This window comes from Pseudomonas sp. B21-059 (assembly GCF_026016285.1).
Taxonomy (GTDB): domain Bacteria; phylum Pseudomonadota; class Gammaproteobacteria; order Pseudomonadales; family Pseudomonadaceae; genus Aquipseudomonas; species Aquipseudomonas danubii.
The window spans coordinates 1,670,402-1,682,917 of the sequence record NZ_CP087201.1; the positions used below are offsets into that span (position 1 = coordinate 1,670,402).

Here is a 12,516-nt window from a genome sequence, read left to right on the forward strand (position 1 = left end):
AGAAGCCCGCCTTGTCCCTTGCGCAAGGCATGATCGGCACTCAAGGAACATCCACATGACTCGTCCAGATTCCGCGCTGGCGCTCGCCAGCGCCATCTCCAAAAGCCGGCTGCGTCTGCTGCCGTTCCTGATCCTGATGTACATCCTGGCCTTTATCGACCGCTCCAACGTCGGCTTCGCCAAGGCCGCATTACAAGCCGATACCGGCCTCGGCGATGCGGCCTTCGCCTTTGGCGCGAGTATTTTCTTCATCGGCTACGCCTTCTTCGAAGTGCCCAGCAACTACATGCTGCATCGCCTTGGTGCGCGGGTCTGGCTGTGCCGGATCATGGTCACCTGGGGCCTGGTGTCGGCGGCGATGATGTTCGCCCACAACGCCCAGACCTTCTATGTGCTGCGCTTTCTCCTGGGCGTGGCCGAGGCCGGCTTCTTCCCGGGGATCATTCTGTACCTCACTTACTGGTTCCCGGCCCAGAGCCGGGGCCAGGCCCTGGGGCTGTTCTATTTCGGTCTGCCCTTGGCGCTGGTCCTGGGCAGCCCGCTGTCGGGTTGGTTGCTGGAGTTCCACGGCGTGTTCGGCCTGACCAACTGGCAATGGCTGTTCGTGGTCGAGGGCCTGATGGCCTCGGTCGTCGGCGTCGCCGCCTACTTTTACCTGGTGGATCGTCCCGGCGATGCACGCTGGTTGAGCCACGAGCAGAAGCAGGCGCTGCATGAGGCCCTGGCCGAAGAGGACGCGAGGAAAAAGGACAGCAGCCCCCACGGCTTCTTCAGTGCCTTGCGCAACCGCCGGGTCCTGCAATTCTGCCTGGCCTATTTCACCATCCAGATGAGCGTCTACGGCGTGGTGTTCTACCTGCCGACACGCATCGCCGGGCTGCTGGATGGCCACGTCGGCCTTAGCGTCGGGCTGATCACCGCGATTCCGTGGATCTGCGCCTTGCTGGTGACCCGTCTGGTGACCCGCTATGCCGACCGCAGTGGTCAGCACCGGCACCTGGCGGTGGTCATGCTGAGCATGGCCGCCCTGGGCATCGCTGCTTCGGCGCTGGGCAGCAGCATGGTGCCGGTGGTCCTGGCCTTCTGTTTCGCCGCCGCCGGCTTTGTCGCCGTGCAGCCGCTGTTCTGGACCATTCCCACCGGCTACCTCAGCGGCGCCGCGGCGGCCGGCGGCATCGCCCTGATCAACTCCATCGGCAACCTCGGCGGCTTTGTCGCGCCGAACCTCAAGACCCTGATGGAAACCCAGTTTGCCGACCCGCGTGCGGGGATGTTCGCCCTGGCCCTGGTCGGCATCCTCGGCGCCATTCTGTTGTCACGCCTGAATACCCGGCACACCCCGACCACTCCCAAACAGCTCACACCGGCCCAGGTCGGCTGATCACTACCCACGCCTTGCAAGGAAAACCTCCTGATGAAAATCACCGCGATCCGTACCCGTGTATTCGAGTGGAAAGGCAAAGTCGTGCCACCCCAGGCGCACTTTTGCACCAACGCCACGGACATCCTCTTCGAGCGTGGCGATGCCATGGGCTCGTTCCGTTTCCACGGCTGGCTGGTGGTGGAAGTGGAAACCGACAACGGCTTGGTGGGCATAGGCAATTGCGCCCTGGCGCCGCGGGTGGCCAAGGAAATCATCGACACCTACCTGGCCCCGATCGCCATCGGTGAGGACCCTTTCGACAACGAATACATCTGGCAGAAAATGTACCGTCAGAGCCACGCCTGGGGGCGCAAGGGCATCGGCATGGCGGCCATCTCGGCGATCGACATTGCCCTCTGGGACATCATGGGCAAAGCAGTGAACAAGCCGGTATTCAAGCTCCTCGGCGGGCGCACCAAGGACCAGATCTGGACCTACGCCTCCAAGCTCTACGCCAATGACAATCTCGATCTGTTCCTCGAAGAGGCCCAGGGCTACCTCAACCAGGGTTTCACCGCGCTGAAGATGCGCTTCGGCTACGGCCCCAAGGACGGCCCGGCCGGCATGCGCCGCAACATCGAGCAGGTACGCGCCCTGCGCGAACTGGTCGGCCCGGACGTGGACATCATGCTTGAGTGCTATATGGGCTGGACCCTGGAATACGCCCGGCGCATGTTGCCCAAGCTGGCGGAGTTCGAGCCGCGCTGGCTGGAGGAGCCGGTGATCGCCGATGACCTCGAAGGCTACGTCGAGCTGAAGAAAATGGGCATCATGCCGATCTCCGGCGGCGAGCACGAGTTCACTTCCTATGGCTTCAAGGACCTGCTGGAACGTCGCGCCGTCGACGTGATCCAGTACGACACCAACCGTGTCGGTGGCATCACCGCCGCGCGCAAGATCAACGCCATGGCCGAAGCCTGGTCGGTGCCGGTGATTCCCCATGCCGGGCAGATGCACAACTACCACTTGACCCTGTCCACCACGGCCTCGCCGATGGCCGAGTTCTTCCCGGTGTTCGACGTCGAGGTCGGCAACGAACTCTTCTATTACGTGTTCAAGGGCGAGCCGCAGCCGGTCAAGGGCTACATCCAGCTCGACGACCACAAACCGGGCCTGGGCCTGGAAATCTCCGAAGATTACCTGAGCGAATTCAACATCATCGAATAAGCCTCGGGCGCCGCTTGCGGGCGGCGCTGTGCAGACCTGTGGGAGAGCGAACATGCGCTTGATTCAATTTTTCAGCAGCACCGGTCAGCGTCAGGTCGGGGTGATCGAAGAGCAGCAACTGCGAGTATTGCGCAACACCGCCAGCACCCGAGAGTTGGCCCTGGCGGCGATCCGCAACCAGCGCACCCTGCAGCAGGAAGCGCAACGGCGTGGCAGTGATCCGGGGCCGGACTATGCACAGCTGCTGCAGCAGCGCCGGGTCCTGCCGCCCCTGGATCATGAGGACCCGGCCCACTGCCTGATCAGCGGCACCGGCCTGACTCACCTGGGCAGCGCCTCGGCCCGGGACAAGATGCACCAGCATGACGCTGGGGTGGAAGCCGGCATGACCGACACCATGCGCATCTTCAAATGGGGCCTGGAAGGCGGCAAGCCTGCAGCCGGGCAAGTGGGAGCCCAGCCGGAATGGTTCTACAAGGGCGACGGCAGCATTGTCGTACCTCCCGGCGGCGATTTTCCTGTACCGCCCTTTGCCGAGGATGCCGGCGAGGAGCCGGAGCTCACCGGCCTTTATGTGATCGGCGAGGATGGCCTGCCGTACCGCGTCGGTTATGCCCTGGGCAACGAGTTCTCCGACCATGTGATGGAGCGGCGCAACTACCTGTACCTGGCCCACTCGAAGCTGCGCTACTGCGCCTATGGCCCGGAATTGCGGGTCGGCGAACTGCCCCGGCACCTGGTGGGCCGCAGCCGCATCATCCGCGACGCTGAAGTGCTCTGGGAAAAGGAGTTTCTCAGCGGCGAGGACAACATGTGCCACAGCCTGGCCAACCTCGAATACCACCACTTCAAGTACGCGCAGTTCCTGCGTCCCGGTGACGTCCATGTGCACTACTTCGGCACCGCCACCCTGTCCTTTGCCGATGGGGTGCGCACGCGGCCCGGCGACCGCTTCCAGATCAGCCTCGAAGCCTTCGGCGCGCCCCTGGAAAACACCATCGGCGAAAGCGCCCAGCCCTTGGCCATCGGCCAGGTGCGTGCCCTGTAAACCTTCAATCACCGGCCCCTGGCGCCGGTCAAGGAATGCCTCATGACTCGCTTGTCTGGACACAACTACATTGGCGGCGGCCGCAGCGCACAGGGCGAGGTGCAACTGCACAGCCTGGATGCCGACAGTGGCCAAGCCCTGCCGGGAAGCTTCTTCCAGGCGACTGCGGCAGAAGTGGATGCTGCGGCCCGGGCCGCCGCGCAGGCCTTCCCGCTGTACCGCAACCTCAGCGCCGAGAGGCGCGCCCAGTTTCTCGATGCCATTGCCGATGAACTGGATCGTCTCGGGGATGACTTCATCGCCACCGTCTGCCGGGAAACCGCCTTGCCCGCTGCGCGTATCCAGGGCGAGCGTGGGCGTACCAGCGGCCAGTTGCGCTTGTTCGCCAGGGTCCTGCGTCGGGGGGACTTCTATGCCGCACGCATCGATCGCGCCTTGCCCGAGCGCCAGCCGCTGCCGCGCCCGGACTTGCGCCAGTACCATATCGGCCTGGGCCCGGTGGCGGTATTCGGTGCGAGCAACTTTCCCCTGGCGTTTTCCACGGCCGGTGGCGACACCGCTGCGGCCCTGGCCGCCGGTTGCCCGGTGGTGTTCAAGGCCCACAGCGGACACATGGCGACCGCCGAGTGGGTGGCCGACGCGATCATCCGTGCGGCGCAGCGCAGCGAGATGCCCGCCGGGGTGTTCAACATGATCTACGGCGCCGGGGTCGGGGAGTGGCTGGTCAAGCACCCGGCGATCCAGGCAGTGGGCTTTACCGGCTCCCTCAAGGGCGGCAACGCTTTGTGTCAGATGGCTGCGAACCGGCCGCAGCCGATCCCGGTGTTCGCCGAGATGTCGAGCATCAACCCGGTGATCCTGCTGCCCGAGGCACTCAGGGTCCGGGGCGCGCGGATCGCCGCCGAACTGGCGGGCTCGGTGACCTTGGGCGCGGGTCAGTTCTGTACCAATCCGGGCCTGATCATCGGCCTGCGCTCGCCGCAGTTCAGCGCCTTTCTCCAAGCGTTCAGCGCGCAGATGGACCAGCAGGCGCCGCAGACCATGCTCAACAGCGGCACGCTGGCCAGCTACTGCCAGGGTGTTGAAGCCTTGCACCAGCATCCCCGCCTGCGGCACCTGGCGGGTCGGCCACAACAGGGCGCCCAGGCACAGGCTCAGCTATTCCAGGCTGATGTCAGCCTGTTGCTGGAGGGGGATGAACGGCTTCAGGAGGAAGTCTTCGGCCCAGCCAGCATCGTCATCGAAGTGGCTGATTGGAGCGAGCTGGCGGCGGCCTTGCAGGGGCTGCGCGGGCAACTGACCGCGACCCTGATCGGCGAGGAGCCGGAGTTGCTGGAGCATCGCTGGTTGACCGAGACCCTGCAGGACAAGGTCGGTAGGCTGTTGCTCAACGGTTATCCGACTGGGGTCGAAGTCTGCGATGCCATGGTTCATGGCGGGCCTTACCCGGCCACTTCCGATGCCCGGGGCACCTCGGTGGGCAGTCTGGCGATCGAGCGCTTCCTGCGGCCGGTGTGTTTCCAGAACTACCCGGACGCGCTGTTGCCCGAAGCCCTGCGCAATGCCAACCCGTTGGGTATTCGGCGTCTGGTGGATGGCGAAATGAGCAACGCCGCGCTTTAGGCTCCGTAGCCGCTGCCGAGCTCCGGCGAGGCTGCGAAAAGGCCCGCAGGGCCTTGCTTGACGGTCTGCTGCCGAACCTTGTGCGGGCGCCAGATGGCCGCGTCTGCTGCGTCGCAATGCCGCCCAAGCCGTTCGCAGCCTGCGGCAGCGGCTACACGACCCGCGCTAGCCGTGGCCACAAGAGCCACGGGTCAGCGAGCGCTGCTCGTGACCGTGGGCCGCAGCACCAGCCACAGGGCGGCGCCAATCAGCGCGCCGCCATACAGATGCGCCATGGACAGCGGCTCATCCAGCAGCAAGGCCCCCCACAACACGCCGAACGGCGGAATCATGAAGGTCACGGTCATTGATCGCACCGGACCGATGGCGCTGAGCAGACGGAAATACAGCACATAGGCAAACGCCGTGCAGCCTAGCCCCAAGCCCAGCAGCGACAGCCACACGCTCCAGCCACCCCAACTGGCTGGCGGCTGGCTGATGGCGTTGTAGGCGAACAGGGGCAACAGCAGCAGGGTGGCACCGAGCATGCTGCCCAGCGCCGAGAGGCGACTGTCCAGGCCGCCGGCCTGATCCAGCCAGCGCCGCGCGAGGAAGCCGGCAAAGCCGTAGCAGGTGGTGGCCATCAGGCAGGACAGGGCGCCCAGCAGCAGTTCATGGTCGAAGGCCACGGGGCCGGCACGGGTCAGGATGCCGACGCCGAACAGGCCCAGGCAGACGCCGGCGATCTTGCTCAGGCTCAGCCGCTCATGAAAGAACAGCCCGCCGATCAACACCCCCATCAAGGGCGTGGTGGCATTGAAGATCGCCGAGTAGCCGGCAGGCAGCACCTGGGCTGCCACCGAATACATCGTTGCCGGTATACCTGAGTTGATCACACCGAGCAGCAACACGGTCTTGAGCTTGCCGCGAAAATTCCAGTCGACCCGCATCAGCGCCAGCATGACCAGCAGCCCGAGCGCGGCAATCGACACCCGGAAAAACGCCGTGGGTACGCTGCCCAGCACCGGGGCGATGATGCGCATGAATAAAAAGCTCGCGCCCCAGATGGCGGCCAGCGACAACAGACGCAGGAGATCGACAAGTCTCACGGAAGGATCCTTCGGTTTGAGGGCGGGGATCTTGCCCAGCGCTGGCGGGCATGGCAAACCTTATTGGCGCACAGGGCGAAGAAACCTGGCACTGGGTTTGTTGTGTCCCACGATCCGCCACACAAGCCTGGGGAGCAGGGCGACTGCCGGGTCATTTTCCGGCGTACGCTTGATCACAAAAATACGCTTCTCCTCAAGCCGTTTCACTGGCTAAGCTCTGGCATCGTAAATTCCCGCAGAGGTCTACTTATGCCGCAGCCATGGCCCGCCGCCGATATCGCTCGAATGATCCTCGATGGCTTCGACGACTACCGCGAGCATTTTCGCCAGATCACCGACGGTGCCCGGCAACGCTTCGAGCAGGCGCAATGGCAGGAAGCGCAGAGGGCCTCGGCGGCGCGGATCAACCTGTATGAGGAAAAGGTCGGGGAAACCGTGGCCCGGTTGCACCAGTCCTTCAGCGACGATGCGTTGATGGATGTCGGCCAGTGGCCCCTGGTGAAAAGCGCCTACATCAGCCTGATCGACCTGCGTTTTGACGATGAGCTGTCCGAGACCTGGTACAACTCGATCTTCTGCGGGCTGTTCAGCCATGACCTGATCAGCGACGGCTGCATGTTCATCCACACCACCCGGCCCAGCCTGCGCCGGGCCCGGGCCGCGCAGACCCGCAGCTACCACCCCAAGGGCAACCTGCCGGCGATGCTCGAACAGGTGTTCGCCGACTACCGCTTCAGCGAGGACTATGCCGACCTGCCGGGGGACCTGCGGCGCCTGGAGGCGCAACTGCGGGAGAACCTGCCGGACTGGGTGTGCAAGGACCCGGAGTTGACCCTGGAACTGTTCTCCTCGGTGCTCTATCGCAACAAGGGCGCTTACCTGGTGGGGCGTATCTTCACCCACGAAGAGCAATGGCCCCTGGTGATCCCGCTGCTGCATCGTGAAGGCCGGGGCATCCAGATCGATGCGCTGATCACCGACGAAGCCGATGTCTCGATCATCTTCTCCTTCACCCGCTCGTATTTCATGGTGGATGTTCCGGTGCCGGCGGAATTCATCGGCTTTCTCAAGCGCATCCTGCCGGGCAAGCACATCGCCGAGCTGTACACCTCCATCGGCTTCTACAAGCACGGCAAGTCGGAGTTCTACCGCGCCCTGATCAACCACCTGGCCAGCACCGATGACCGTTTCATCATGGCTCCCGGTGTGCGCGGCATGGTCATGAGCGTGTTCACCCTGCCGGGCTTCAACACCGTGTTCAAGATCATCAAGGACCGCTTCTCGCCGTCGAAGAACGTCGACCGGGCCACGGTGATCGAGAAGTACCGATTGGTGAAAAGCGTCGACCGGGTCGGGCGCATGGCCGATACCCAGGAGTTCGCCGATTTCCGCTTCCCCCTGAGCAAGTTCGACCCGGCCTGCCTTGAGGAACTGTTGGAAGTGGCGCCGTCCACCGTGGCCGTGGAAGACCAGACCGTGCTGATCCGCCACTGCTGGACCGAGCGCCGCATGACCCCGCTCAACCTCTACCTGGAGCACGCCAACCCGGATCAGGTCCGCGAGGCCCTGGAGGACTACGGCCTGGCGATCAAGCAACTGGCGGCAGCCAACATCTTCCCCGGCGACATGCTGCTGAAAAACTTCGGCGTGACCCGTCACGGTCGGGTGGTGTTCTACGACTACGACGAGATCTGCTACCTCACCGAAGCCAACTTCCGTCACATTCCGGCGCCCCGTACGCCGGAGGACGAGATGGCTTCCGAGCCCTGGTATTCCATCGGCCCCCACGACGTGTTCCCCGAGGAGTTCCCGCCGTTCCTGTTCGCCGATGCCGGCCAGCGCAAGCTGTTCGACCAGTTGCACGGCGAGCTGTACAACGCCGACTACTGGAAGGGCCTGCAGGACGCCATCCGCGCCGGCAAGATCATCGATGTCTTCCCTTACCGGCGCAAAGGCCTGGAAGACGAATAGAAGTGCAGGAGCCGGCGTGCCAGCGAAGGTGCCCGTGAGCACGCCTTCGCCGGCACGCCGGCTCCTACGTATTGCCTGCGCTTTTCTGCGACAATCGCGCCCTGCCTACATAGACGACATTTTGCGTACCTGATGACTTCCGAATCGCCTGCAATCGACCAACTGTTGAAAAACCTCGATCAAGCCATGCTCGCCGACCGCCACCGGTTGCGCCGGCAGTTGCTTGAACTGCGCAAGAAGCCCGACGAGGCCAAGCTCGCCCAGTGGCTGGAGCGGATGCAGGCGTCGTGCAACCTGGTGACGGCGCGGCGCGACAGCGTGCCGCTGATCCGCTATGACGACAGCCTGCCGATCGCCGCCAAGCGCGACGAGATCAAGGAGGCGCTGCTCAAGCATCAGGTGCTGATCATTGCCGGTGAGACCGGCTCGGGCAAAACCACCCAGTTGCCGAAGATCTGTCTGGAGATCGGTCGCGGCCAGCAGGGGCTGATCGGCCATACCCAGCCCCGGCGGATCGCTGCCCGCAGCGTCGCCAGCCGAGTGGCCGAAGAACTGGCCACGCCCCTCGGGTCGCTGGTGGGTTACCAGGTGCGTTTCGAGGATCAGAGCGACTCCAGCACCCTGATCAAGTTGATGACCGACGGCATCCTGCTGGCGGAAACCCAGAACGACCGTTACCTGGAGCGCTACGACACGATCATCGTCGACGAGGCCCACGAGCGCAGTCTGAACATCGACTTCCTCCTCGGTTACCTCAAGACCCTGTTGCCTCGGCGTCCGGACCTGAAGGTCATCATCACCTCGGCCACCATCGACCTGGAGCGTTTCTCCAAGCACTTCGATAACGCGCCGATCGTCGAAGTCTCTGGCCGCACCTTTCCGGTGGAAACCTGGTATCGCCCCCTGACCCTGGAGCAGGACGAGGAGGGCAACCGGGTCGAGGACGACCTGACGGTGGACCAGGCGATCCTCGCCACCCTGGATGAAATCGCCGCCTACGAGCGCAGCGAACGCCGCAGCCCCGGAGACGTGCTGGTGTTCCTGCCGGGGGAGCGGGAAATTCGCGACGCCGCGGACATGCTGCGCAAGGCTCAGCTCAAGCACACCGAGATCCTGCCGCTGTACGCGCGCCTGTCGCCGGCGGAACAGCAGCGGATCTTCCAGTCCCACCCGGGGCGGCGGGTGGTGCTGGCGACCAACGTTGCGGAAACCTCGCTGACCGTGCCGGGCATTCGCTACGTGATCGACAGCGGCACTGCACGCATCAGCCGCTACAGCTACCGGGCCAAGGTCCAGCGCCTGCCCATCGAGGCGGTGTCCCAGGCCAGCGCCAACCAGCGTAAAGGCCGTTGTGGCCGGGTCGAGCCGGGGATCTGCGTGCGCCTGTACAGCGAGGAAGATTTCCTCGGCCGGCCGGAGTTCACCGATCCGGAGATCCTGCGTACCAACCTGGCGGCGGTGATCCTGCAGATGCTCCATCTGCGCCTGGGGGAAATCACCGCCTTCCCGTTTATCGAGCCGCCGGATGGCAAGGCCATCAGCGACGGTTTCAACCTGCTGCAAGAACTCTCGGCAGTGGACCGCAACAGCCAGTTGACGCCCCTGGGCCGGCAACTGGCGCGGCTGCCGGTGGACCCGCGCATGGGCCGCATGCTGCTGGAAGCGGCCAAGCTCGGCAGCCTGCAGGAAGTGCTGATCGTTGCCAGTGCCATGTCGATCCAGGACCCTCGCGAACGTCCGCCGGAGCGTCAGCAAGCCGCCGACCAGGCTCACGCACAGTGGAAGGACGTGGATTCGGACTTCGCCGGGCTGGTCAATCTGTGGCGCGGCTTTGAAGAGCAGCGCCAGGCCCTGACCGCCAGCCCGCTGCGCAACTGGTGCCGCAAGAACTTCCTGAATTACCTGCGCCTGCGGGAATGGCGCGATTCGCACCGGCAACTGAGCCTGATCTGCCGCGACCTGCAACTGAGCCTGAACAAGGAACCGGCGGACTACCCGAAACTGCACAAGGCGGTGCTGGTGGGCCTGCTGAGCCAGATCGGCCAGAAGACCGAAGACGGCGACTACCTCGGTGCCCGGCAGCGACGTTTCTGGATTCACCCGTCCTCGGGCCTGGGCAAGAAGCGCCCGCAATGGCTGATGACCGCCGAGCTGGTGGAAACCACCAAGCTCTACGCGCGCATGGTGGCCAAGATCGAGCCCGACTGGATCGAGCCCCTGGCCGGCCACCTGGTGAAGAAGAACCACTTCGAACCCCATTGGGAGAAGAAGCGTGGCCAGGTGGTGGCTTACGAGCAGATCACCCTATTCGGGCTGATCGTGGTCGGCCGTCGGCCGGTGCATTACGGGCCGGTGGACCCGGTGGTGTCCCGCGAGCTGTTTATCCGCGAGGCCCTGGTGCGCGGTGAGATTCAGTCCAAGGCCAAGTGCCTGACTGCCAATACCCAATTGCTGGAACAGCTCGACGCCCTGGAAGCCAAGGCCCGGCGCCGGGACATCCTGGCGGACGAGGAAACCCTGTTCGCCTTCTACGACGAGCGCCTGCCGGCGGAGATCCACCAGACCGCGACCTTCGACAGTTGGTACCGGGTCCACAGCCAGAAGAACCCGCAGCTGTTGATCATGCGCGAAGAAGACGTGCTGGCCCGCGAGGCCAGTGAAGTCACCGCCAAGCAGTACCCGGACACCCTGCATATTGGCGATCTGGAACTGGCCCTGAGTTATCACTTCGAGCCCAACCACCCCCGGGACGGCGTGACCCTACGGGTGCCGGCGCCCCTGCTGCCGGCGCTGCCCGCCGAACGCCTGGAATGGCTGGTGCCGGGACTGATCGAGGCCAAGTGCATCGCCCTGGTGCGCAACCTGCCCAAGGCCCTGCGCAAAAACTTCGTGCCAGTGCCGGACTTCGTCAAGGCGGCCTTGCAGCGCATGGTCTTCGCCGAAGGCTCGTTGCCCCAGGCCCTGGGCCGCGAGCTGTTGCGCATGACCGGTGCACGGGTCAGCGACGAGGCCTGGAACGAAGCCGCGCAGCAGGTGGAAAGCCACCTACGGATGAACCTGGAAATCGTCGACGCCCAGGGCAAGTTCCTTGGCGAAGGCCGGGACCTGGCCGAACTGACGGCGCGTTTTGCCGAAGCCAGCCAGGCCGCCCTGGCCGTGCCGCAAACCGCCAAGAGCCAGCAGCCGGTGGAGGCCCGTGTGTTTGCCGCGGTCGCGGAAAAGACCCAGCAGAAGATCGCCGGACTGTCGATGACGGTGTACCCGGCCCTGGTGGAAGAGGCGGGGACGGTCAAGGAAGGGCGTTTCTCCACCGCCGCCGAGGCCGAATTCCAGCATCGCCGGGCCCTGCAGCGCCTGCTGTTGCAGCAATTGGCCGAACCGGCCAAGTTCCTGCGCGGCAAGCTGCCGGGGCTGACTGAGCTGGGCCTGCTGTACCGTGAACTGGGCCGGGTCGATGCCCTGGTGGAGGACATCCTCCTGGCCAGCCTCGACAGCTGCATCCTCGACGGCGAAGCCTCGCTGCCTCGCGATGGCGCGGGCCTGGCGTCCCTGGCCGAGCGCAAGCGCGGCGCCTGGACCGAGCACGCCGAGCGTCTGGCGCGCCTGACCCTGGAGATTCTCAAGCTTTGGCACGGCCTGCAAAAACGCTTCAAGGGCAAGATCGACCTGGCCCAGGCGGTGGCCCTCAACGACATCAAGTCGCAGTTGGCGAATCTGGTGTACCCGGGCTTTGTCCGGGAAACCCCGGCCCTGTGGCTCAAGGAACTGCCGCGCTACCTCAAGGCGGTGGAACTGCGTTTCGAGAAACTCGGCAGCCAGCTGCAGAAGGATCGGGTCTGGAGCACTGAGCTGGCGGGCCTGTGGAGCCAGTACCAGACCCGGGCGCAGAAGCATGCCCAGGAAGGCAAGCGCGACCCGCAACTGGAGCTGTATCGCTGGTGGCTGGAGGAATACCGGGTGTCCTTGTTTGCCCAGCAACTGGGGACCAAGGTGCCGATTTCCGACAAGCGCCTGAACAAGCAGTGGAGCCAGGTCGAAGCCTGAGCCCATGCAGGCGCCGGCTCCCCAGCGAAGGTGTCTGCGTGGGCAACTCAAGGCTCCAAGGCCCCTTCGCCGTCAAGCCGGCGCCCACCGAGCACACTGCAATTGCGGCGAAATGCCGGTGTTTATGGCAAACTCCGCCGTCATAAATACCG

7 protein-coding genes are annotated in these 12,516 nt (G+C 64.6%); 6 read left to right on the forward strand and 1 reads right to left on the reverse strand.

Going from position 1 to position 12,516, the window contains the following annotated elements; all coding sequences use genetic code 11:
• Nucleotides 1–55 precede the first annotated feature (55 nt).
• The 4 genes from LOY69_RS07620 to LOY69_RS07635 are packed head-to-tail and all read left to right on the forward strand — an operon-like array spanning nt 56 to nt 5,261.
• On the forward strand, nt 56–1,381 hold the full coding sequence (locus tag LOY69_RS07620) for an MFS transporter (protein WP_102878775.1): 1,326 nt from the start codon (nt 56–58) through the stop codon (nt 1,379–1,381).
• A gap of 33 nt (nt 1,382–1,414) precedes the next feature.
• On the forward strand, nt 1,415–2,590 hold the full coding sequence (locus LOY69_RS07625) for an L-rhamnonate dehydratase (RefSeq protein ID WP_110651927.1): 1,176 nt from the start codon (nt 1,415–1,417) through the stop codon (nt 2,588–2,590).
• A gap of 52 nt (nt 2,591–2,642) precedes the next feature.
• Nucleotides 2,643–3,638, forward strand: a complete 996-nt coding sequence (gene araD1 / locus LOY69_RS07630; protein WP_110651928.1) for an AraD1 family protein — start codon at nt 2,643–2,645, stop codon at nt 3,636–3,638.
• Between the two features lie 42 nt (nt 3,639–3,680).
• A complete protein-coding gene (locus LOY69_RS07635; protein ID WP_265074340.1) occupies nt 3,681–5,261 on the forward strand; it encodes an aldehyde dehydrogenase (NADP(+)) in 1,581 nt (526 codons plus the stop codon).
• Nucleotides 5,262–5,452: 191 nt separating this feature from the next.
• Here LOY69_RS07635 and LOY69_RS07640 read toward each other — a convergent pair whose 3' ends face one another.
• Entirely contained in the window at nt 5,453–6,349 is an 897-nt protein-coding gene (locus LOY69_RS07640) for a DMT family transporter (RefSeq protein ID WP_170001317.1), read from the reverse strand.
• Between the two features lie 249 nt (nt 6,350–6,598).
• On the opposite strand from LOY69_RS07640, the gene aceK reads away from it, so the two are divergent.
• Together aceK and hrpA are read left to right on the forward strand one after the other, a co-directional pair.
• Nucleotides 6,599–8,320, forward strand: coding sequence for a bifunctional isocitrate dehydrogenase kinase/phosphatase (gene aceK / locus LOY69_RS07645; protein ID WP_207167239.1), 1,722 nt, complete (start codon nt 6,599–6,601; stop codon nt 8,318–8,320).
• A 132-nt stretch (nt 8,321–8,452) separates the two neighbouring features.
• Nucleotides 8,453–12,364 carry an ATP-dependent RNA helicase HrpA gene (gene hrpA, locus LOY69_RS07650; RefSeq protein WP_265074341.1) on the forward strand — a complete coding sequence of 1,304 codons (3,912 nt, stop codon included), beginning with the start codon at nt 8,453–8,455 and terminating at the stop codon, nt 12,362–12,364.
• The last annotated feature ends 152 nt before the right edge of the window (nt 12,365–12,516 follow it).

What these genes read in the sequence shown, in the direction of transcription:
- aceK (WP_207167239.1), top strand. Translation starts at nt 6,599, where the DNA reads ATGCCGCAGCCATGGCCCGCCGCCGATATCGCTCGAATGATCCTCGAT.
- hrpA (WP_265074341.1), top strand. Translation starts at nt 8,453, where the DNA reads ATGACTTCCGAATCGCCTGCAATCGACCAACTGTTGAAAAACCTCGAT.
- LOY69_RS07625 (WP_110651927.1), top strand. Translation starts at nt 1,415, where the DNA reads ATGAAAATCACCGCGATCCGTACCCGTGTATTCGAGTGGAAAGGCAAA.
- LOY69_RS07620 (WP_102878775.1), top strand. Translation starts at nt 56, where the DNA reads ATGACTCGTCCAGATTCCGCGCTGGCGCTCGCCAGCGCCATCTCCAAA.
- LOY69_RS07635 (WP_265074340.1), top strand. Translation starts at nt 3,681, where the DNA reads ATGACTCGCTTGTCTGGACACAACTACATTGGCGGCGGCCGCAGCGCA.
- araD1 (WP_110651928.1), top strand. Translation starts at nt 2,643, where the DNA reads ATGCGCTTGATTCAATTTTTCAGCAGCACCGGTCAGCGTCAGGTCGGG.